Source organism: Curtobacterium sp. UCD-KPL2560, assembly GCF_001705035.1.
Lineage (GTDB): Bacteria > Actinomycetota > Actinomycetes > Actinomycetales > Microbacteriaceae > Curtobacterium.
On the sequence record NZ_MCIG01000040.1, the window covers coordinates 1 to 21,765 of the forward strand.

The window sequence follows — 21,765 nt, forward strand, 5'->3', positions numbered from 1 at the left end:
CACGCGCCTCGCGGCAGCCGGGTGGCGGGCCGGCGCGGACCACCCGGAGACCGGCCGCGCCGGCCCGGTGCGCTCAGCGCACCGGCGCCGGTGCGAAGACGCGTGCGCCGAGCGCGCCGACCACCGCGTCGACGCTGGCGGCCAGGCGGGCGACCGCGGCCCGCAGCGCGTCCTCCGGCCCGCCGACGTCGATCCGGCCGAGTGCCGCACGTGCCCGTCGGAAGCCGTCGACCTCGTCGGCCAGGCACGCCGGCGCGACGTCGTCGAGACAGTCCTCGGCGCGCTGCGCCAGGAACGCGAGCGAGCGGGGACTCGTGGCGTCGTGCAGCAGGAACGACGCGACGTCGGCGGGCCGCGGCGGACGGTGCCCGTGCCCGCGCCGGAACGCCTCGACCGCACCGCACGCGCGCAGCGCCGTCGTCCACGCGTGCGCCGACGGCGCGCGGTCCTGGTGGGTGGTCGGTCCCGGGTCGTCCGGTGCCGCGCCGGCCGACGCACCGGGTCGTCCCGACGTCGACACCGGCTCGGGACGGTCCGGGTCCGCGGTCCCGCCCGGGCCGGTGTGGACGAGCTCGGAGGCGAGCAGGCGCGCGGTCACCGCGCACCGGAGCAACGACCGGCCGAGCGTGAAGAACTCCCAGACCTCGTCGCGGCTGGCGTCCCCCTCGACCACGCCGACGGCGAGGGCGCTCCGCTCCCGGACCCACCCGAGGAACTCGTGCGACCGGTCGAGCGCGACCTTCCGGGGCATCCGGGACCGCGTGGCGTCGAGGCAGTCCCAGAGCTCGGTCGCGACCACCTCGCGGGCACGTCGGGCGTGGTCGCGGGCCACCCCGACCGCGTGCGCGATCGACGCGGGTTCGTGCCGGTCCAGCGCGAGCGCGTCGACCGTGGCCGCGGCACCGGGGTCGCGCTGCCGCCCCTCGGCGCCGAGGACGGAACGCAGCGCGGCGGTGCTCGCGACCCCGTCGGCACCGAGGTCGGCGCGCACGACGTAGACGTCGAGCATCCGGGCCACCACGTCGGCACGCTCGACCGCGCTCCCGACGTGGAACACACTGCCGGCGAGACGGTTCAGCACGTCGGCTCCTGCATGGGGCGAACCTACTGACGGGGCGTTGCGACGGTGTTTCGGGCGGAGGTCCCCGGTGTTGCGGGTGTGTCGCACCAGCCGTTCTCCGCGCACTCGCTAGACAACCTAACTAGAGCGTCTAGCATTGTCCGCATGACGACCGAGGTGACGGACACCACCACGGGCTTCTGGTACGGAACGGATTCCAGGGTCGACGCGGTGGACGTGCTCAACGCGCTCCGGCGGTACCGGAGTGCCGAGAGTGCCGCACAACGACGGGCACGCGAGGCGCTCGGCATCGGCGAGAACGCCCTGCTCGCACTCCGCGTCCTGCTCGACGCCGAGGCCGCGGGCCGCGCCGTCAACGCCAAGGAACTGGCCGACCGGCTCGACATCACGCCGGCGTCCACCTCGGCCCTCGTCGACCGACTGGTCCGCAGCGGTCACGTCGAGCGCCACGCCGACCCCCACGACCGCCGCGGGGTGCTCCTCACGGCGACGGGTGGTTCCATGCGCCAGGTCCTGCAGGTCATCGACGAGCTCGACAACCGCGCGATCGAGGTCGCGGAGCACCTGCCGCCGTCGGACATGGCCGTGGTCGTCGGGTTCCTCGAGCAGATGGCCCGCGTGGTCGGCCGCGACATCGAGTCGGCCGATCCCGCCCGTCGGAGCGCGTAGCCCGGTTCGACCGTGTGCTCGCCGCCGGGTCCCGGGGTGCGCGCGTAGCCTGACGCCATGTCCGCCGACGACGCTCCCCGTACGGCACCGGCGCACGACCCCGAGGACGACATGCCCTACGCGGAGCTCGACGCCCGGGCCCGCGCCGACGCCGCACTCCGGCGCATCCGGGGTGGTGCCGACCCGGCCCGCGAGGCGTTCGACCTCGCCAACACGATGAACGACGAGGCGGTCGGGCGGCTGGCCGGTGCCGTCCGGCGGTGGTTCCGCCGGTCCTGAGTCGCGGGCCCGGGTCACCGTGCCCGCGCGGACGTCGGCACCGCACGCGAGCACGGCACCGACGTCGTCGTCAGAAGGCGGTACCGACCGCGGCGATGTCGTCGTCCCCGTGCCCGGCCGCACTCGCGTCGCGGTAGACCCGGTCGAGTGCGTCGAGCAGCGTCGTCGACACCCCGGTCGAGCGTGCCGCGTCGGTGATGAGGCCGATGTCCTTGCGCAGGCCGTCGAGCGCGAACTGGGCGGGGAACTCCCCCGCGAGCATCGACGCGCCCTTCGTGTGCGCGTATGCCGAGTCGCTCGCCGATCCCTCGATCGCGTCGAGGAAGAGCTGCGGGTCGACGCCGAGGGCGCGTGCCACCGCGAGGGACTGGCCGGTGGCAGCCGTGATCGCAGCGATCCAGGCGTTGGCGGCGAGCTTCACCGCGGTGCCGTCGCCCACACGCTCGCCCGCGCGGACCGTCTTCGCACCGATCGCGTCGAGGACCGGCTGCACGCGGTCCAGCACGTCGGCGGGGCCGGCGGCGAGCATCGTGAGCTTCCCCTGCTCGGCGGGGCCCTTCGTGCCGAGCATCATCGCCTCGACGAGGGTCACGCCGGACTCCTCGGCGAGCCGCACGACGGTCTCGGTCCCGGAGGTCCCGATCGTCGACGCCTGCACCCACACGGCGTCCCGCGGCGCGGCACTCCCGGCCGCCCGCAGCACGTCGACGACGGCGTCCGTGTCGAAGAGCGTGAGCAGCACGACCTCGGCCTGGGCGACCGCGCTCGGGGCGTCCTGTGCGACCGTGGCGCCGTCGGACGCGAGCGGGGCGGCCCGTTCGGCGCTGCGGTTCCACACGGTGACTTCGTGGCCCTCGCGGAGGAGTGACCGGGCGACGCCGGCCCCCATCGTCCCTGTTCCCAGCACCGTCACGCGCACGTCGAGTCTCCGTCCCGTGACGGCACCGTGCCGCCACCCGGCCGACCGTACGCGCCGGGTCCGGGGATCGACGGGGCGCACGAGGGATGCGCGGGGCGACGGCTGAACATCGGCGCGCAGCCGCGGGCTCCCCTGGCCGGGTCACAGCACGCCGCGTGCCGCCAACCAGGGCTCCGGGTCGACGGGGACGCCGCCGACGATGACCTCGAAGTGCAGGTGCGGCCCGGTCGAGACCCCGGTGCTGCCGACCGCGCCGACCTGCTCGCCGGCGGTCACGACCTGCCCGACCCGGACGTCGATGCGGGAGAGGTGTCCGTACCGGGTCCGCGTGCCGTCCGGGTGCTGGAGCAGGACCTGGTTGCCGTAGCCGCCGAGCACCCCGGCCGAGACGACCCGCCCGGACATCGCCGCGAGGGCGGGGCTGCCGCTCGGCGCGGCGAAGTCGAGTCCGTGGTGGTCCGTCGAGCACGCCCCGCAGCCGGCGACGTGTCGACCGCCGAACCCGCCGGCGATCGGGACCACGCCCTCGACCGGTCGGACCACGGTCGAGGTGATCGTCGTGCGCGGCCACCGGTGCCCGTCGTCGTCGACCTCGTACCCGTCGCGGGTGATCGTGGTCGTCGGTACCGACGGCGCGGCGAAGTGCTGCGTCGTCACGCGTCCGGCCGCGGGCGTCGTGGGGACCGCGGTCGCCGTCCGGGCGTCACCGACGGCGACGAACAGGCACGCGGCGAGCACGGCGGCGGTGACGGGGACGAGCTTGGCGGACGCCTTGTGGGCGGCCGCGCTCCGTTCCGTCCGGGCCGGTGCGCCGACGAACGGACGCGCCGGCGGCGTCGCGCGGACGATCGGAGCCGCCCGCCTCGTCGTACCGGGGAGCGGCCCCGCCGACGGCGTCGCGCCCCGGATCGGGGCGGCACGACGGGCGGCGCGACGCGGGGAGGAGACCGGGACGGCGGAAGGGGGGACCGCCGCCCCGGTGGTCAGGGGGCGTCCGGCACCGCGTGCGGCACCGGTAGGCGTCGGGGCAGCAGCACGGCGTGCAGCCCGGCGCGGAGAGGAGACCGGAGCGGCGGCAGGGGGGACCGCCGCCCCGGTGGTCGGGGGCCCGGCGACACCGGCTCGCGAGGAGCGACGGCCCGGGGCGACGTGTCGAGCGCCGGCACGTCGTCGCGGGGCGGCGCGCATCGGAAGGAACTCGGTGGCGGACATGATCGGACCGGACGGAGAGCGGTCAGGCGCGGACGACACCGTCGCGGGTGATGCGCTCGAGCTCGTGCACGACCGCGTCGACGACCACGCGGGTCAGGGCGTCGGCGACTGCCTCGACGAGGCCGAACTGCTCCGCACCGACGACGTGCTCGTTCCCGAGCGCCGCGCGCGCCTGCGCCGGGATCGCGTCGATGGCGGTCACGAGTGCGGCGGGCACGAGGGCGGACTGCTGCGGCGGGACCGGTGCAGCGAAGGGAGAGGTCGGCGCGGTGACCGAGGTGACCGACGACACCACCGGGACGGCACGGTCGGCGTCGTCACGCGCGGTGCCCGTGCGGCCGGGGTTCGAGCGACCGGTGTTCGAGCGACCGGTGACCTCCGCGGCGGCGTCCGCCTGGGCGGTGCCGGTGCTGCTGACCGGGCCCCGACGGGAGGCGCGGTCGGCGATGGAGTCGAAGAGCGGGGTGGAGGACATGCTGCGTGCCTTCTGATCGAGGTCGGGTGGTCCGGCCCGCCGAGCGTTCGGACGCTCGCGGGCACGTCCCCGATTCAACCACTGATATGCAGAATGTGCAATAGCGTGCTCCAGGATCAGTCCGGTTCGACCGCCTGGGTCGGGTCGTCCCGCCGGAGCACCTGCCGCACGCGCTCGACGATCGTCGACGGCGGGTTGTTGTACGCGTTCGCCGGCTCCTGCCCGCTCAACGCCTGGATCGCCGCCATCACGGCGTCGGTCGCGTGGCGTCGAGCCCGCCCGGACGACGCATCACCGAAGCCGGACAGGTCCATCGGCGCGCCGAACTCGATCGTCACGCGGGCGAGCTTCGGCACCTTCGAGCCGACCGGCTGCACGTCCTCGGTGCCGGTCAGCGCCACCGGCACGACGGGGGCGCCGCTGGTGAGGGCCAGCCAGGCGACCCCGGTCCGACCCTTGTAGAGCCTGCCGTCGAGGGAGCGCGTGCCCTCGGGGTAGATCGCGAACGCCTCCCCCGCCTCGAGCCGTTCCAGCCCCAGGTCGAGGGCCTGCTGCGCCGCCGCACCCGCACCGCGCTCGACGCCGATCGCGCCGATGCCTCCGAAGAACGCCCTCGACACCGCACCGCGGAAGCCCGTGCCCGTGAAGTACTCCTGCTTCGCGAGGAACGAGACCTTCCGCGGCGCCATGAGGGTGATCGCCGGGGAGTCGATGAAGGACCGGTGGTTGCTCGCCAGGATCACGGCGCCGCGCTTCGGCACGTTGCGCCGACCGACGATGCGGGGGCGCCAGAGCATCCGGGCGAGCGGGGTCACCACCGCGCGACTGAGCGTGGTGGTGATCTTCGTCGAACCGGACACCGGGGCCTCCTCGTGGCGGGGTCTCCGAGTGTAGTGAGCGCGCCGGGACCCGCATGCCGCGTGCGGCATGGGTCCGCGGTGGGTGCCCGGGACACCGCGCAGCGGCCCCGGGTCAACGCCCGCCGTGCGCTCCGCGCCGGTCAGTCGGCGTGCGAGGACACCACGTCGAGCACGGCACGGCCGTAGTGCTCGAGCTTCGCCGCACCGACGCCGGAGATCTCGGCGAGCTGGTCCTGGTCGGCGGGACGCACGGCCGCGATGCCGCGCAGGGTCGCGTCGTTGAAGACCACGTACGCCGGGACGCCCTGCTCGCGGGCCTGCGCCGCACGCCAGGCCCGCAGCGCCTCGAACAGGCCCACGGCCTCCTGCGGCATGTCCGTCACGGCCTGCCGCCTGGTCCGGGACGTGCGCGGCGCCTTGACCGGGTCGCGGCGCATGAGCACCCGGACCCGTCCGCTCAGGACGTCGGCGCTCGTGGGGCTGAGCACGATCGTGCCGTAGCCGTCGCCCGACACCGCGGCGTAGCCCTGCGCCAGGACCTGCCGCGCCACCGCGCGCCACTCCCCCTCGCTCAGGTCGCTGCCGATGCCGAACGTCGCCAGCGAGTCGTGCCGGAGCTCCTGCACGCGCGGCGACTGCTTGCCGACGAGGATGTCGACGAGGTGCGCGACGCCGTACCGCTGCCCGCGCTCACGTTCGAGCCGGACGACCGTCGACAGGAGCTTCTGCGCCGGGACGGTGCCGTCCCACGGCTCGGGCGGCGCGATGCACGTGTCGCAGTTGCCGCACGGCGTGGACTCCTGACCGAAGTACGCCAGCAGCCGGACCCGGCGACACTCGATCGTCTCGCACAGGGCGAGCATGGCGTCGAGGTGGGCGCTGAGCTGCCGACGGTGTGCGGCATCACCCTCGGACTGGTCGATCATCCGGCGCTGCTGCACGACGTCGTTCAGGCCGTACGCGAGCCACGCGGTCGAGGGCAGCCCGTCCCGCCCGGCACGACCGGTCTCCTGGTAGTAGCCCTCGACCGACTTCGGCAGGTCGAGGTGCGCCACGAAGCGGACGTCGGGCTTGTCGATGCCCATGCCGAACGCGATCGTGGCCACCATGACGATGCCGTCCTCGCGGAGGAAACGGGACTGGTTGCGCTCGCGCACCTTGGCGTCGAGACCGGCATGGTACGGCAGTGCCGGGATGCCCTGGTCGGCGAGCGCCGCGGCCGTGCGCTCGACCGAGTTGCGCGACAGGCAGTAGACGATGCCGGCGTCCCCGCTGTGCTCCGTGCGGATGAACGTGAGCAGCTGCTGCATCGCGCCGGTCTTCGGCTCGATCCGGTACTGGATGTTCGGCCGGTCGAAGTCGGCGACGAAGTGCGCTGCGTCGTCGAGGCCGAGCCGCCCGGAGATCTCACGGTGGGTCTGCGGCGTCGCCGTGGCGGTGAGCGCGACCCGCGGCACGGTCGGCCACCGCTCGTGCAGGATGCTCAGCTCGAGGTAGTCCGGCCGGAAGTCGTGGCCCCACTGGGCGACGCAGTGGGCCTCGTCGATCGCGAACAGGGCGATGCGGGCGCGGTCGAGCAGGGTGCGGGTCGACTCGAGCCGCAGGCGCTCGGGCGCGAGGTAGAGCATGTCGACCTCGCCGGAGACGACGGCACGCTCCACCCGCGAGCGCTCGTCGGGCCCCTGGGTCGAGTTGAGGAACGCCGCGCGCACGCCGTTCGCCGCGAGGGCGTCGACCTGGTCCTGCATGAGGGCGATCAGCGGCGAGACCACGACCCCGACGCCGTCGCGGACGAGTGCCGGGACCTGGTAGCAGAGCGACTTGCCGCCACCGGTCGGCATGAGGACGAGGGCGTCCCCACCGGACACGACCTGGTCGATGATCGCGGCCTGTTCACCCCGGAAGTCGTCGTAGCCCCACACCCGGCGCAGGACGTCGAGCGCCGCCGAGCGTGACGGGGACACCGGCGCGACGGCGGGCGCGGGCGTGGAACTCATGGCACGAGCCTACGGGCGACGGGCGACACCCACCGCGCTGTCCACACCCTGTCCGTCGGAACCGGCCCGGTCACCGGAGCCCACCCGCTCACCGGACCCGGTGGGGACACCCGACCCGGCCACGTCGTCGACACGCGCCGGCGCGTCCGACCAGCCCGCGCCTCCCGGCCGGAACCACCGCGACCCACCCGCGAACCCGGGCGGTGTCCCGCGGAACCGGGGCGCCTCGTGACCGGCGAACCGCCGGTCCAGCCCCCGCCACGTCGCGAGCACCTCGACCATCCCCCAGTAGAGCAGCGACGTGCCGAGCGTGACGAGCCACCCGCCGACCGTGCCCTGTGCGTCCTGCGACGTCAGGTCGATCCGCGACCACCCCGGCGCCTGCAGCACGAAGATCATGATGTTGTTGAAGGCGTGCTGGAGGACCGTCGCCTCCATGCCGCCGGTGCGCAGCACGATGATCGCGGCCACGAGACCGAACGAGCCGACGTCGAGGATGCCCCAGACGTTGTAGCCGTTCGGGATGTGCAGCAGGGCGAACACGACGGTCGAGACGACGACCGCGACGACCGTGCCGACCACGCGGACCGGGATCCACGAGCCGATCGTCTGCATGAGGAAGCCGCGGAAGACGTACTCCTCGGCAGCGCCCTGGAACGGCACGAGCAGCAGGACCAGGACGATCGTCAGCGTGAGCGTGCCCGCCGAGACCGTCGAGTGCCCGATGGCGGCGTGGTCCCACCCGAAGCCGCCGTCGAACGTGAACATGCCGATCGTCTGGACCGAGAACATGATCGCCGCGACGACGAGCGTGGGCAGCAGGCACCACGCGGTCCACCGCCACCGCACCCGGAAGCGCGTCGACGACAGGACGTTCGCGGGACCGAGCTTCGCGAGCTTCACGGCGAGCAGGATGCCGGGCAGCAGCACCACGAGGGACACGAGCGACAGCGACAGGACCAGCGGGTCGGTGGGGTCGAGTGCCCCGCTCGACAGCTCCTGCTGGAAGCGCATCAGCCCCTCGGGACCCTGCGAGGCGCCGATCGGGACGAAGTACGCGACCGCGAGCACGACCTGGGTCGCGACGTACCAGCCGGCCAGGACCGCGAGCGCGACGAACGGGCGCCACCACCGCCAACGGGCGTCGACGCGGGGCAGGCGGTGGTACGGAACGCTCACCCTGCGCAGGCTACCGGGCCGGGCAGGATGGGACCCGTGACCACCGTGCTGCTCGCCCTGACCGGGGCCGTCGTCTACGGCGCCGCCGACTTCCTGGGCGGTGTCGCGGCGAGGCACCTGCGTGCCGTCACGGTCGCGGCGGCCACCGCCGCGGTCGGGCTGGTGCCGCTCCTGGTCGGGGTCCCGCTCGTCGGTGCCGACCTCTCGGGGGCTGCCGTCGGCTGGGGGCTCGTCGCCGGGTGCTCCGGCGGGATCGGCGTCCTGCTCCTGTACCGCGCGCTCGCCGTCGGGCCGATGAGCGTGTTGTCGCCCCTCACGGCCGTGTTCGCGGCCGTCGTGCCCGTGGTGGTCGCCCTGGTCCGGGGCACGGTGCTGTCGCCGACGGGGTGGGCCGCGCTCGTGGTGGCGGTCGTCGCGGTGGTGCTCGTCGCGGCGGTGCGCGACACCTCGGGCGCGCGGGTCACGGCCGTCGGACTGGTCACGGCAGCGGTCGCGGGGTGCGGCTTCGGCGGGATCGTGCTCGCCTACGACGCGACGCCGGACGGGTCCGGGGTCGCGCCGCTGCTCGTCGCGCGCGGGGTGCAGACGGTGCTGCTCGGTGCGGTGGCGGTGGTGGTCGCGTCGGGTCGTCGCGACGGTCGTCGCGTGCGGCGTGCTGGACGCGTTGGCGAACGTCTGCATCCAGGCGGCGCTGCGCGCCGGGGAGGACCCGTCGACCCTGCCGGTCGTGAGCGTGCTCAACGCGCTGTACCCGATCGGGACGGTCGCGCTCGCGGGGGTGGTGCTGCGCGAGCGGCTCACCGCGGTGCAGTGGAGCGGGGTCGGGCTGGCGTTCGCGGCGGCCGTCGGATTGGCGCTCGTGTGACGTCGGTGGGGCTGCTGGGCCGGGCTCGCTCGCGTGACGTCGGCGGGGCTGCCGCGTCGGGCTCGCTCGCGTGACGTCGGTCAGTCGTCGGCGACGAGGCGCTTGCCCAGGGACACCGCGTGGTCCTCGGCGTACCCGAGCGAGGCGTAGAAGCCGAGCACCTGCTCGTTGCCGGCGCGCACCTGCACGTTGACCTTCGGGCAGCCGCGCTCGAGCAGCAGCCGCTCGAACTCGGCCATGAAGGCACGGCCCAGGCCGGTGCCCTGCTGGTCGGGCCGGACCGCGAGGTAGTTCACCCAGCCGCGGTGCCCGTCGTAGCCGGCCATGCCCGCGCCGAGCAGGGCCGGGGTCCCGTCGTCGTCCGGATCGGTCTGTTCGGCGACCAGGAAGAGCTCGGGCTGCTCGGCGGTCTTGCGGGCGATGTCCCGGTGCGGGTCGTTCCACGGACGGAGGAGTCCGCAGGCGTCCCACAGTGCGACGACCGCGTCGGTGTCGTCCTCGTGGAAGGTCCGGAAGCGGTACGGCACGTCCACAGGCTAGCGCGGCCCACACCGGACGGACGCTCACGTCTGCTATACCTGGTCGACCACCGCATCCGTCGGATCAGGAGCACCGTGACCGCACACGACACCATGCCGTCGCGGCGATCCGCGCGGGGCGAGGACGACACCCGGACCGGTCGACGGCGTCCCCGTCAGACCGTCGGTGGTGCGCTCGTGTCGCTCGTCGCCGAGCTGCTCATCATCGCCGGTGCCGGCACGGGACTGTACGTGCTGTGGACGGCGTGGTGGACGGACGTCGTCGCGGTGAACGAGCAGACCGCCCTCGTGCAGGACCTGGAGCAGACGCCGGTACCGACCGCCGCCGGGACCGAGCACCGGGACGCCGCGCCCGTGCTGCCCGAGCCGCCGGACGTCACCTCGGTCTTCGGCACGATGCAGATCCCCCGCTTCGGCGCCGACTACGTTCGCCCGATCGGCGAGGGCACCGACCGCGAGAAGGTCCTCAACACGATCGGCCTCGGCCACTACCAGGACACCGCGATGCCGGGCGCCGAGGGCAACTTCGCCGTCGCCGGGCACCGCGTCACGTACGGCAAGCCCCTCAACCAGATCGCCGACCTCAAGGACGGCGACTCCGTCGTCGTGCGCGTGACCGACAAGGCGAAGGGCTTCGACGTCTGGTACGTCTACAAGGTCACCGACTCGCAGATCGTCACGCCCGACAAGATCGAGACGATCGCACCGGTGCCGAACCAGCCCGGTGTGGCGCCCTCCGCCGAGGACCGCTGGCTCACGCTGACCGCCTGCCACCCGATGTGGTCCGCGAAGGAGCGGTACGTCACGCACGCCAAGCTCGACTACTGGATGCCCGCCTCGGAGGGCACCCCGAAGGAACTCTCGGAGACCCCGCAGTGATCTTCCCGTTCGTCTGGCGCGTGCTGCCGGGTCCCGTCGTCCTCAAGGTGCTCGAGCTGCTCGTGCTGCTCGCCGCGGTCGTGTGGGTGCTCTTCACCTTCGTGTTCCCGTGGATCGCGGCCGACATCCTGCCGCCGCCCGACGGGACCGTGGACGTCTCGCCGACGCCCTGACCCGCCGGCACGGTGGACGTCACGCCGACGCCCTGACCCGCCGGCACGGTCGGTCCCGGGCGGTGGGGGTCAGACCGTCGTCGTGACGCGGGACCCGCCACCCGGCGCGCGACGGACCGCGATCCGCTCGGGGATCCGCTGCTTGAGCTCCTCGACGTGGCTCACGATGCCGACCTGCCGACCGCCGGCCGTCAGGCGCGAGAGCTGCCCGATGACGTCGTCGAGCGTCTCGGGGTCGAGCGTGCCGAACCCCTCGTCGACGAACAGCGTGCCGAGGGCGACCCCGCCCGCCTCGGCCTGCACGACGTCGGCCAGCCCGAGCGCGAGGCACAGGGACACCGTGAACGTCTCGCCGCCGGACAGGCTGCCCGGGGCGCGGAGCGTGTCGGTGGTGTGGTCGTGCACCGCCAGTGCGAGGCCGGTGCGTCGGGCGCGTGACCCGGCCTCGCGCTCGTCGGACGTCTCGAGCGTGAAGCGGCCCGCGAGCATCCCCCGCAGCCGGTCGTTCGCGGCGGCGACGACGTCCTCGAAGCGCCGCATGAGCACGTAGGTCCCGAGGGTGATCCCGCTCGGGTTCACCGAGGCGACACCCGAGGCCACGTCGGCGAGCCGCACGACCGCGCGGCTGCGGGCCGAGGTGGCGTCGCGCGACCGGACGGCACGGTCGAGGTCGGCGGCACACGCCGCGGCCGCTCCGGCTCGGTCGGCCGCGGACTGGGCGGTCCGGGTCGCCGTGTCGGCACGGTCGGCGGCCTGCACCCGGGCCTCGTGTGCGGCGTCGACGTCGAGCGGCTCGTCGCCGAGCGCGGCCGCCTCGACGACGTCCGGTGCGGCGAGGCCGGCCTCGACCACGGCCCGCTCGCGCTCGGCGGTCGTCACCTCGGCGCGCAGGCGCTCCTCGTCGGCGGCGGTCAGGCGAGCTGCCCGGGCGTCGGCGACGTCGGCGAGGCCGTGCTGGTCGAGCGCTGCCCGGACGTCGCGCTGCCGGTCCTCGGCGATGCGCTCGGCCGTCGTGACCCCGGCCTCGGCGACGAGGACCGCGTCGAGCTCCGCGACGAGGTGGTCGAGCGCTGCGACCGCCTCGTGGAGGGTCGCTGGACCGTCGGTGGACGGGTGCGCGCTCGACGCCGGACGACCCGTGGGCGCTCCGGTCGGGTGCTGGTCGGGTGTCTGCGCCCCGCCAGTCCGCGGTTCCGCCCGCAGGTGGTCGCGCGCCCGTCCGAGCGCGGCGTCGACGGCGGCGGTGTCGTCCGCGAGCCGTCGGTCCTCGTCCGCGCCGGTGGCGACCAGCACCGCGTGCCGGGACCGGACGGCGTCCCGCTCGCGTTCGAGGGTCGTGGTGCCCTCGTCGTGTGCGTCCCGCTGCCGGTCGAGGTCACGCACCTGGACCGCTGCCTGCTCGGCGGCGGCCACCCGGGCGTCGGCCGCGGCGGCGCGCTCCGCGAGCGTCGCGGCGTCGAGGGCACCGACCGTCTCGTCGAGCCGCTCGAGGAGCGCCCGGGCGACGGCGAGGTCGGCCGCGGCGTCGGAGAGTGCCGTCTCGGCGATCCGGGTCGCCCGGGACGCCGCCTCGACCGCCTCGACCGCGGGGTGGTCGTCCTGCGGTGCCGCGGGGTCCGGGTGCTCGACCGCGCCGCACACCGGGCACGGCGCCCCGGCTTCGAGGGCCGCACCGAGCTCGCCCGCGAGGCCCGCGATCCGCCGCGACCGCACGTCGTGCTCGGCCGCGAGTGCACGCTCGGCCGTGGCCCGCGCGGTCGCGACGGCACGCTCGGCCGTCTCAACCGACCCGCGCGCCAGGTCCCGTGCGGCCAGTTCGGCACGCAGGTGCGCGACCCGCTCGACCTCGAGCCGCGCAGCCTCGGCGTCCGCCGCGCGCTCGGTGGCGGCGCGGAGCCGTTCGACGAGCTCGGCACGCTGGGTCGGACGACCGGCGATCTCCTCGTCGAGCGCCGCCGCGCGGTCGAGCAGCTCCGCCACCCGTCGGCTCGCGTCGGACCGTGCTCGACGTCGGGCTCCCAGGGAGTCCTCGACCGCCACGAGGTGCCGGACGTTGCCCAGGAACGCGGTCAGCGCAGCGCGTCGTCCGGTGGCGTCGGCGTCGGGCCGGAGGCCGATCCGGGCACGGAGCGCCGCAGCAGCCTCGGCCGCCCGGGTCGCACGCTCCCGAGCGGAACCGAGCGCATCGGCGGCGAGCACGACCGGGGTCGCCCTGGCGGCGAGTCCGAGCCGTTCGCGCACGGTGGCGATCCGGGCGGCGCCGTCGTCGAGCGCGCGCTGCCGGTCGAGCAGTGCGGCCCGGCGCTCGCGGGCGGCGACCCGGGCGCGGACCGTCTGCTCCCGGAGCGCCGCAGCCTGTGCCGCGGCGACGGCGGCGTCCCGCGCGGCCGCGGCCTCGTCGGCGGTGGACCGCAGGGCGGCGACCGTCGCGTCGACCTGCTGCTCGTCGGGGTCGTCGACCCCGGCCGCCTGGGCGAAGCGGCTGAGGGCGTCGCGCACGCGGGCGTCGGCGCCCTCGACCTCGGCCTGCACGGCCCGGCGTCGGGCGGCGAGTTCCTCGGCGGTGCGGTCGTAGACCTGCGTGCCGAACAGCGACTGCAGGAGCTTGCGGCGTTCCTCGCCCGGGGACCGCAGGAAGCGCGCGAACTCCCCCTGCGGCAGGACCACGGTCTGCAGGAACTGGACCTTGTCGAGTCCGACGATCCGCGCGACCTCGAGCCCGACCTCGGGGATGCGGGACGAGACCGGCTCGCCCACGGTGTCGGCGGGGTGCGCGAGCCGGAACAGCTGCGCGGACGCCTGCTGCCGCACGGTGCCCGTGCCGCGCTGCTTGGGGCGGTCGTACTGCGGGGTGCGTCGGACCCGGTACACGCCGGCACCCGTCTCGAACACCAGGTCGACGAAGGGCTCGACCCCGGGGTCGGCGTGCTGGCTGTGCAGCCGGTCGGGCGTGGAGGACTCGCCCGCCAGCCCGCCGTACAGGGCGAACACGACGGCGTCGATGATGGTGGACTTGCCCGAGCCGGTCGGGCCCTCGAGCAGGAACACCCCGGACGCCGCGAGCGCGGCGAAGTCGATCGAGACCAGGTCGGGGTAGGGCCCGACGGCTTGCAGGTCGAGTCGGTGCAGGTACATCAGCGGGCCCCGTCGGCGTGCATCGCGAGCAGTGCGGCCTCGTACGCCTCGGTCAGGACGGCGCGGTCGTCCTCGCTCGGTGCCGCGCCGGTGGCGAAGGCGACGAAGTCGGCGGCGACCTCGACGGGGTCGGACGTCGCCGAGACCGCCGTGGCGACCGCACGCTCGGGCCGTTCCGCGGGCTCGTGGGTGATCGCCAGGGCGTGCGGGAAGTGGTCCTTCACGCGGGCGTACATCCGTTCGGGGTGGACGGTGTCGGTCACCGCGACGCGGACCCAGGCGTCGGCGTCGGACGCGTGCGCGCCGGACTCGACGTCGGCGATCGTCGCGCGGACGTCGACGAGCCGGCGCGGCACGGGGGTCGGGACGAGCTCGACCGTCACCGATCCGTCGGCCTCCAGGTCGACGACGGTCACGCTCTTGCGCTGGTGCCGCTCGCCGAACGAGAACGCGAGCGGGGAGCCCGCGTACCGGATCCGGTCGTCCGGCCCGACGCGCTGCGGGCCGTGCAGGTGGCCGAGTGCGACGTAGTCGACGCCGTCGAAGACCGACGCGGACACCACGTCGACCCCGCCGACCCGGATGTCCTGCTCGCTGTCGCTCGGCGCGGCTCCGCCCACGAAGGCGTGTGCGACGACGACGCTCCTGGTGCCCGGGCGGGACGCGAGGTCTGCCCGGACGCGTTCGGTCGCCGCACCGAGGACGGCCTGGTGCGAGCGGGCGAGGGGCTCGTCGGCGACGGCGGCGAGGGCGTGGCGGGTGAGGTCGGGGTGCAGGTAGGGGATGCCGTACACCGCGACCGGTCCGGCGTCGTCGGACAGGAGCACGGGCGTCGCGATGCCCGCCGGCTCGGCGAGGATCCGGACGCGGTCGTGCATCACCCCGGCGCCGAAACCGAGCCGCGCGGCCGAGTCGTGGTTGCCCGGCGTCAGGACCACCGTGGCGGTCTCGGCGAGCCGCTCGAGCGTGCGCGACAGGATCCGGACGGCGTCGACCGGCGGGATCGCGCGGTCGTAGACGTCACCGGCGATGACGACGAGGTCGACCGATCGCGCACGGACCGTCTCGACGAGGAAGTCGGTGAAGGCGGCCTGGTGCTCGAGCAGGTCCGCACCGAGCAGCGTGCGGCCGAGGTGCCAGTCGCCGGTGTGCAGGATGCGCATGCCGTCACGCTAGCGGGGGCGGACGACATCGACCGTCACCCGGTCGCGCCCTGTGGAACCGTCGTGGCCGACCCACAGGACGGGATGCCCAACGTCGTCGAGATCGTCCAGGCGTTGGTGCTCCCGCTCGTCCAAGCAGTGGTCGTGTCGGTGCTCGCCCGGACCGTCAGGGTCGACGACTTGCGGAGCGTCAGGAGGTCAGTCGGGACCGGTGCTGATCGCGTCACGCCGGTGGTGGGCCGTTGGACCTCCGCCACTTCCCGACCATTCTGGTCGACGACCTCGAAGCGGTCGGGCTCCGGCGCCGATGACCCGTCGTACGTCCACCTGAGCTGGAGCGTGCCGAGGAGGGGCGAGGAGCACGCGGTCAGCGTCGGACGCGCGTAGGCGAGGGCGCTCAGGTTCGAGCGGGTCGCGGTGGACCGGGACCAGGGTGCTGCCTCGGCCCCTCCGTGCGGCACCGCGACGAGTCCGGCCGCCAGTACCACCGCCAGCGACATCCCTGCCGCCGCGGACCGACGGCCGTGCCGCCCGCGCGCCGCCCGCCGCCCGTGCACGCGCCCCGCGCCGGACCGGGCCGCGCCGGACCGGACCGACGGGGCGGACGCACCACGCGCCTCCCGGCCGGCCCGACGCAGCCCGCCGTCCACCGCGCACAGCGCGAGCAGACCGGCGAGGACGGCCGCGGCACCGGCCACGGCTCCCCACCGCCCCTCGTGCGCCCACGCGACCGGGACGCCGACCCACGGCACCCGGAGGTAGCCGACCCCGTGCACGGCCGACCGGTCGAGCGGGGTGGAGTCGGCCGCCGGGTTCGCGTCGCCCTTCGTGACGAGGGTCCCGTCCTCACGCGCCTCGACGTAGCGGTGCAGGCGGAGGTGACCGGGCTGGTCGGGATCGTCGGCGAGCAGGACACGCCCCGGGACGACGTCGGGCTCGGGCACGGGGCGCGAGACCACGACGTCGCCCGGCGTGAGCCTCGGGGCCATCGAGCCGGTGACGACCGTCGTGGGCTGCCACCCCAGGACCGCCGGTGCGGCGGCCCACAGCGCGAGCCCGACGACCGTCGCGACGATCGCGCGCGCGGCCGTCCCGACGACGACGCGCGTCCAGTCGAGGGCCTCGAGCACGGCGTCCGGACGGGCGTGGCGGTGCTGCCCGCCCACGCCGGTGCTGTCCATCACGGTGCCCGTCGCGGATCAGCTGTTCTGTGCCTCCCAGGTGAAGCCGATGGACGCGGTCTTCCCCTGCGCGGTGGTCGGGGTGTCCGAGGCGACCGTGTAGGTGAACTTGTACACACGGGTCTGGGACGTGGCACCGCCGGTCGTCGCCCAGGAACCGAGCCCGTTGCCGTAGTTCGTCGCGGTCGACCCGAACTGCGAGAGCAGCCCGGTGAACACGGGCTGGCCGGCGTCGGCGGTGAACCCCGTGCACGAGGACGTGCTGCCGCCGGAGCCCGCCTCGACGAGCAGGTTCGTGTGGGTCGCGAGTTCGCTCGTCGTCTGCGCGCCGGTGCCGTAGAGCTTCACGACGGCGGGCAGGGACCCGGTGGAGGTGACGGCGATGCACTTGGAGCCGGTGGACGAGGGCTTCAGGTTGGTCGCGGTGAAGAGCGCGGTGTCGTTGTCGTCGTCCGTCAGGGCGACGCTGCCCGCGGTCCAGTTGCTGGTCGGGTTCGTGGTGGTGGCCGAGAACGCCGAGTACGAGGCGGTCGAGACGACGACGCCGGACGCGACGATGGCGGCGGGGACGGCGATCCAGGCTGCGATGCGGGCAGCACGAGGCGAGACACGGGACATGGTGGTCCTCCGAGAAGGTGATCTGATCGGTTGCGGTCCCGGACCCGCGGTGGTTGGTCGCGCTGCAGAACCTGGTGGTTGCGCACCACCGTACGACGAACCTGAGGACTCCACAACGTTTTTCCTGGTAGCGGAGATGGGGGTTGCTTGATCGTTCACATTCTTGTTGAATGAGACAGTTCGTCCACCCGGGACGGCACCACCCGAGACGAGACCCGTGACGATCGCCGCCCCCGTCGTGCCCACCCCGACCGACGGCCTGTCGTCCGCCCTCCGAGCCTTCCGGACGCTGCAGACCCAGCACGCCCGCGTCCTCACGCAGGAGAGCGCGGCCCGCGGGCTGCACGCCACGGACCTCCGGTTCGTCCTGGTCGTCGCGGGCACCGAGGGGGCCGGCCTCACGCCCAAGCAGGCGGCCGACCACCTCGAGCTGACGACCGGCGCGATGACCTCGCTGATCGACCGGCTCGAGCGTCGGGGCCACCTCGAACGCCGCCCGAACCCCGGCGACCGGCGGAGCATCCTCGTGCAGCTGACCCCGACCGGAGCGCAGCTCGCCGACGAGGTCGTCGCCGTGTACCGCGAGGCCTTCCGCGACGGCGTCCCGGCGTCGGAGCTCGCCGCGCTCGCGGCGGCGTTCACGGGCGTCGGTGCCGCGCTCCGTCGCCACCGTCCCTGACGGTCGGGCCCCGGCCCGGCCGCGTACGGTCGGGCGCATGACCCCGTCCGAACTCCTCACCGAAGCGTTCTCCCGCATCCCCGAGACCGTCGACCGGTCCCTCGACGGCCTGTCCGCGGACCAGCTCGCGACCCGACCCGCCGCCGGTGCCAACACGCTCGCATGGCTCGCCTGGCACACCGCACGCGGCCAGGACGCGCAGGTCGCGGCCCTCGCCGGCAGCGAGCAGGTCTGGACCGCGGACGGCTGGGTGGAGCGCTTCGGGCTGCCCTTCCCCGCCGAGGCGCTCGGCTACGGCATGTCCCGCGACGACGTCGGTCGGGTGCGTGCGTCCGCCGAGCTGCTCAGCGGGTACCTGCACGCGGTGCACGAGCGCACCGTCGCCTACCTCGGCACGCTCGCGCCCGAGGACCTCGACGAGGTCGTCGACGAGGCGTGGGACCCGCCCGTCACGCGTGGGGCGCGTCTGGTGAGCATCCTCGACGACTGCACGCAGCACGCCGGCCAGGCGGGCTACGTGCGCGGCCTGCTCTTCTTCTCGCGCTGACCCGCGCACGTCGCGGTCCGCGCGGGGTGCGGCACGACGGAACGGGAGGCGCGGTGCCAGCCGGCACCGCGCCTCCCGTTCCGTCGTCCGGTCGCGACTAGCGCGCGGCGAGCTCCGCCACGATGCCGTCGCCGGGGCCCGCCTCGACGAGCTCCGCCTCGATCTCGGCGTTGTCGAGGATGCCCTCGATCTTGCGGCGGCGACCACGGGGGACGATCGTGACGACCGTGCCCTCCTTGCCGGCACGGCCGGTGCGGCCGGAGCGGTGCAGGTACGCCTTGTAGTCGTCCGGGGCGTCCGCCTGCACGACGAGCGAGACGTCGTCGACGTGGATGCCGCGGGCGGCGACGTCGGTCGCGACGAGCACGTTCACCCGGCCGCTCGTGAGCAGCTGCAGGTTGCGGGTCCGGCGGGACTGGTTGAGGTCGCCGTGCAGCGAGGTCGCGCGGATCCCGGCGTCCTCGAACTGGTCGGCGAGGCGCTCGGCGTAGGCGCGGGTGCGGGCGAAGACGATGGTCTTGCCCTGGCCGGCCACGAGCTCCTCGAGCACCTGGTCCTTCTGGCGCTGCTCGACCACGAGCACGCGGTGGTCGATCGTCGAGGACGCCTGGTCCTCGCCGGCGACCTCGTGGACGCTCGGCTCGTGCAGGAACTCCGACACGAGCGACGCGACCTGCGCGTCCAGCGTGGCGCTGAACAGGAGCTTCTGGGCGCGGTTGCCCTGCGGGGTGACCTCGGCGGTCGCGGCGAGGATCTCGCGCACGGGCTCGAGGAACCCGAGGTCGCACATGTGGTCGGCCTCGTCGAGCACGGAGACGACGACCTCGCTGAGGTCGAGCTTCCCCTTGTTCATGAGGTCCTGCACGCGACCGGGGGTGCCGACGATGATGTCGACGCCGCGCTCGAGGGCGCCCTCCTGGCGGCCGTACGGGACGCCGCCGTAGATCTGCGTCGTGAACAGGCCGACGGAGCGGGCGATCGGCTGCACGGTGCGGTCGATCTGCAGCGCGAGCTCGCGGGTCGGGGCCAGGATGAGCGCACGCGGGGCGCGGCCCATCTTGCGCTTCGTCCCGCCGCCGTGCTCCATGAGCTTCTCGACGAGCGGGGCGCCGAACGCGATGGTCTTGCCCGAACCGGTGCGACCGCGGCCGAGGACGTCCTTGCCGGCGATCACGTCGGGGATCGTGGCGGCCTGGATCGGGAACGGGCTCGCGGCGCCCATCTCGGCGAGGGTGCGCACGATGTTGCCGCCGATGCCGAGGTCGCCGAAGGTCACGCCCTCGACGTCCGCGGCGACGGTGGACGCCGCCTGGAGCTTCTCGAGCTTGACGTCGTCGGCCGGCACGTACCCGCGGCCGGCGTCGTCGCGGCCGGTCGAGCGCGGGGCACGGTCGTCGCGGTCGGAGCGACGCGGGGCACGGTCGTCGCGGTCGGAGCGACGCGGGGCACGGTCGTCACGGTCGAAGCGGCGGGGTGCACGGTCGTCCCGGTCGTCACGACGCGGAGCGCGATCGTCGCGGTCGAACCGGCGCGGAGCGCGGTCGTCGCGGTCGAACCGACGCGGCGCACGGTCGTCCCGGTCGAACCGGCGGGGTGCACGGTCGTCCCGGTCGTCACGGCGCGGGGCACGGTCGTCACGGTCGAACCGGCGCGGCGCACGGTCGTCCCGGTCGTCACGACGCGGCGCACGGTCGTCCCGGTCGAACCGACGCGGGGCGTCCCGGTCATCACGACGCGGGGCACGGTCGTCACGGTCGAACCGGCGCGGCGCACGGTCGTCGCGGTCGAACCGTCGGCCACCGCGCTCGTCGTCACGACGCGGCGCACGGTCGTCACGGTCGGACCCACGCGTCGGGCGTCCCGCGCCGCGGGGCTCCCACTTCGTGCGGGTGGGGTCGCGCGGCTCCCAGTTCGGACGCGCGGGGCGGTCGCCCTGGGCGGCGCGTCCACGACGCTCCTCGGCGTCCCAGCGCTGCTTCTGCCGCGGCGCGGCGGGGTCGGCGGCACGGAAGCCGCGGTGCTTGGCCGAACGGGCGGCGGGGGTGCCGTTCGCGTGGCGGACTCGGTCGGAGGCGCGGGAGTTCGCGCCCTTGTCGTACGGGGCCATGACTGCTTTCCGGGGTGCGGACGTGCCACGCAGCCCGGCAGCGACATCGGCGGGGGCGGTACGTGGAGAGGGGGTTCATCCCGTCGTCGGATCGACGTGATTCCAGCCCTCGAACTACACAACACCCAAAAACGTCCGCGGCGCGCAGCCGCGGTGTCGAAGGCCGACCGAGGGAGTCTACGCGACCCGGCGCCCGAAGGCCAGCCCCGTGGTCACCGGACCGGCGGGACGGAGGCGGGGCGCGCCTCCCGGCCGTCCCGCCGACTCAGGACGCAGCGAGCCTGCGACGCTGCTCGGCCACGTCGAAGTCGGCGGCCGGCCACGTGAGCTGCATGTCCTCGAGGGCGCGGAGCAACAGCTGCTGCACCGCCAGTCGTGCGTACCACTTGCGGTTCGCCGGGACCACGTACCAGGGGGCGCGCGCGGTCGACGTGCGGTCGAACACGACCTGGTACGCCTGCTGGTACTCGTCCCACCGCAGCCGCTCGTCGATGTCGGCCGGGTTGAACTTCCAGTGCTTGTCCGGACGGTCGAGCCGGTCACCGAGCCGTTCGCGCTGCTCGTCCGCCGAGATGTGCAGCATCACCTTGACGATCGTCGTGCCCTGCTCGGCCAGACGGTCCTCGAAGTCGACGATCGCGCCGTAGCGGCGTTCGATCTCCTCCGGGGGCGCCATCGCCCGGACGCGCTGGATGAGGACGTCCTCGTAGTGCGAGCGGTCGAAGACGCCGAGCTGCCCGGCGGACGGCAGCTCGCGCTCGATGCGCCAGAGGAAGTCGTGCGCGCGCTCCTCGGCGGTGGGTGCGCCGAAGCCCGCGTAGTGGACGCCGTTCGGGTCCACCGCACCGACGACGTGCGAGACGATGCCGCCCTTGCCCGCGGTGTCCATCGCCTGCAGGACGAGGAGCACCCGTCGTTCGTCTCCGGCGGTGCTCGCGGCGTGCAGGCGTTCCTGCAGGGCGGCCAGCCGACCGGCCCCGGCGGCGAGCGCCTCGAGCCCGTCGATCTTGCGCCCCGCGAAGCCGGGGGTGCCGTCGGGGTCGACGCGGTCGAGGCGGAACCCCTCCTCGACGCGCAGCAGGGGCTCGGGGTCGGCGTTCCAGGCCTTGCGACGGCTCACGGGGTCCTCCTGACGGGTCGGCCCCCATCCTGGCACCCGGACGGCGGGTGGGTGCTCGGGTGCGGGGCGTCTCCGCCGGACGGTGGGG

At 74.4% G+C, this 21,765-nt stretch carries 21 protein-coding genes; 7 read left to right on the forward strand and 14 right to left on the reverse strand.

The window, feature by feature from the left end:
• Positions 1-73 precede the first annotated feature (73 nt).
• Positions 74-1,081, reverse strand: coding sequence for an alpha-E domain-containing protein (locus BEP24_RS10285; protein ID WP_065963031.1), 1,008 nt, complete (start codon positions 1,079-1,081; stop codon positions 74-76).
• A gap of 144 nt (positions 1,082-1,225) precedes the next feature.
• Here BEP24_RS10285 and BEP24_RS10290 point away from each other — a divergent pair, with 144 nt between their 5' ends.
• Positions 1,226-1,750, forward strand: a complete 525-nt coding sequence (locus tag BEP24_RS10290) for a MarR family transcriptional regulator (protein WP_065963032.1) — start codon at positions 1,226-1,228, stop codon at positions 1,748-1,750.
• 57 nt (positions 1,751-1,807) lie between these two features.
• A complete protein-coding gene (locus BEP24_RS10295) occupies positions 1,808-2,029 on the forward strand; it encodes a hypothetical protein (protein ID WP_065963034.1) in 222 nt (73 codons plus the stop codon).
• 70 nt (positions 2,030-2,099) lie between these two features.
• On the opposite strand, the gene BEP24_RS10300 is transcribed toward BEP24_RS10295, so the two are convergent.
• From BEP24_RS10300 to BEP24_RS10325, 6 genes are all read right to left on the reverse strand, one after another.
• On the reverse strand, positions 2,100-3,029 hold the full coding sequence (locus BEP24_RS10300; protein ID WP_253181659.1) for an NAD(P)-dependent oxidoreductase: 930 nt from the start codon (positions 3,027-3,029) through the stop codon (positions 2,100-2,102).
• Positions 3,030-3,089: 60 nt separating this feature from the next.
• Positions 3,090-3,686, reverse strand: a complete 597-nt coding sequence (locus BEP24_RS17585; RefSeq protein ID WP_171898793.1) for a M23 family metallopeptidase — start codon at positions 3,684-3,686, stop codon at positions 3,090-3,092.
• Positions 3,687-4,182: 496 nt separating this feature from the next.
• Complete coding sequence (locus tag BEP24_RS10310; RefSeq protein ID WP_065963037.1) at positions 4,183-4,635, reverse strand: hypothetical protein; 453 nt, start codon at positions 4,633-4,635, stop codon at positions 4,183-4,185.
• 116 nt (positions 4,636-4,751) lie between these two features.
• A complete protein-coding gene (locus BEP24_RS10315) occupies positions 4,752-5,495 on the reverse strand; it encodes a lysophospholipid acyltransferase family protein (RefSeq protein ID WP_065963039.1) in 744 nt (247 codons plus the stop codon).
• A 140-nt stretch (positions 5,496-5,635) separates the two neighbouring features.
• Positions 5,636-7,492, reverse strand: a complete 1,857-nt coding sequence (gene recQ / locus BEP24_RS10320) for a DNA helicase RecQ (protein ID WP_065963041.1) — start codon at positions 7,490-7,492, stop codon at positions 5,636-5,638.
• Positions 7,493-7,501: 9 nt separating this feature from the next.
• Entirely contained in the window at positions 7,502-8,671 is a 1,170-nt protein-coding gene (locus BEP24_RS10325; RefSeq protein WP_065963044.1) for a CPBP family intramembrane glutamic endopeptidase, read from the reverse strand.
• Between the two features lie 652 nt (positions 8,672-9,323).
• Here BEP24_RS10325 and BEP24_RS18185 point away from each other — a divergent pair.
• Positions 9,324-9,536 (forward strand): EamA family transporter, encoded by a 213-nt coding sequence (locus BEP24_RS18185; protein ID WP_366556884.1) that lies wholly within the window; start codon positions 9,324-9,326, stop codon positions 9,534-9,536.
• An 80-nt stretch (positions 9,537-9,616) separates the two neighbouring features.
• Here the strand turns inward: BEP24_RS18185 and BEP24_RS10335 are convergent, their stop codons facing one another.
• Positions 9,617-10,063, reverse strand: a complete 447-nt coding sequence (locus BEP24_RS10335) for a GNAT family acetyltransferase (protein WP_065963077.1) — start codon at positions 10,061-10,063, stop codon at positions 9,617-9,619.
• Between the two features lie 87 nt (positions 10,064-10,150).
• On the opposite strand from BEP24_RS10335, the gene BEP24_RS10340 reads away from it, so the two are divergent.
• Together BEP24_RS10340 and BEP24_RS17590 are read left to right on the forward strand one after the other, a co-directional pair.
• On the forward strand, positions 10,151-10,954 hold the full coding sequence (locus BEP24_RS10340) for a class E sortase (protein WP_253181661.1): 804 nt from the start codon (positions 10,151-10,153) through the stop codon (positions 10,952-10,954).
• Positions 10,951-11,127: a hypothetical protein gene (locus BEP24_RS17590; RefSeq protein ID WP_171898792.1), complete on the forward strand. Its 177-nt coding sequence runs from the start codon at positions 10,951-10,953 to the stop codon at positions 11,125-11,127. Before BEP24_RS10340 ends, BEP24_RS17590 begins: the two co-directional genes overlap by 4 nt.
• A 69-nt stretch (positions 11,128-11,196) precedes the next feature.
• Here the strand turns inward: BEP24_RS17590 and BEP24_RS10345 are convergent, their stop codons facing one another.
• From BEP24_RS10345 to BEP24_RS10360, 4 genes are read right to left on the reverse strand one after another with little or no spacing between them, the layout of a single operon-like run.
• Positions 11,197-14,262, reverse strand: coding sequence for an AAA family ATPase (locus BEP24_RS10345; RefSeq protein ID WP_065963047.1), 3,066 nt, complete (start codon positions 14,260-14,262; stop codon positions 11,197-11,199).
• The gene (locus BEP24_RS10350) at positions 14,262-15,425 is read right to left on the reverse strand and encodes an exonuclease SbcCD subunit D (RefSeq protein ID WP_065963050.1); all 1,164 of its coding nucleotides are present in this window, start codon (positions 15,423-15,425) and stop codon (positions 14,262-14,264) included. The genes BEP24_RS10345 and BEP24_RS10350 overlap by 1 nt, the downstream gene beginning before the upstream one ends.
• A gap of 35 nt (positions 15,426-15,460) precedes the next feature.
• On the reverse strand, positions 15,461-16,606 hold the full coding sequence (locus BEP24_RS10355; RefSeq protein ID WP_065963054.1) for a S24/S26 family peptidase: 1,146 nt from the start codon (positions 16,604-16,606) through the stop codon (positions 15,461-15,463).
• Between the two features lie 18 nt (positions 16,607-16,624).
• Positions 16,625-17,224: a hypothetical protein gene (locus tag BEP24_RS10360; protein WP_065963058.1), complete on the reverse strand. Its 600-nt coding sequence runs from the start codon at positions 17,222-17,224 to the stop codon at positions 16,625-16,627.
• Between the two features lie 217 nt (positions 17,225-17,441).
• Between BEP24_RS10360 and BEP24_RS10365 the strand changes: the two genes are divergently transcribed.
• Together BEP24_RS10365 and BEP24_RS10370 are read left to right on the forward strand one after the other, a co-directional pair.
• On the forward strand, positions 17,442-17,903 hold the full coding sequence (locus BEP24_RS10365; protein WP_065963060.1) for a MarR family transcriptional regulator: 462 nt from the start codon (positions 17,442-17,444) through the stop codon (positions 17,901-17,903).
• Between the two features lie 37 nt (positions 17,904-17,940).
• Positions 17,941-18,450, forward strand: a complete 510-nt coding sequence (locus BEP24_RS10370; protein WP_065963063.1) for a DUF664 domain-containing protein — start codon at positions 17,941-17,943, stop codon at positions 18,448-18,450.
• A gap of 97 nt (positions 18,451-18,547) precedes the next feature.
• Here the strand turns inward: BEP24_RS10370 and BEP24_RS10375 are convergent, their stop codons facing one another.
• Both BEP24_RS10375 and BEP24_RS10380 read right to left on the reverse strand, forming a co-directional pair.
• Entirely contained in the window at positions 18,548-20,557 is a 2,010-nt protein-coding gene (locus tag BEP24_RS10375) for a DEAD/DEAH box helicase (protein ID WP_065963065.1), read from the reverse strand.
• Positions 20,558-20,822: 265 nt separating this feature from the next.
• Complete coding sequence (locus tag BEP24_RS10380) at positions 20,823-21,677, reverse strand: PPK2 family polyphosphate kinase (RefSeq protein WP_065963067.1); 855 nt, start codon at positions 21,675-21,677, stop codon at positions 20,823-20,825.
• Positions 21,678-21,765 lie beyond the last annotated feature (88 nt).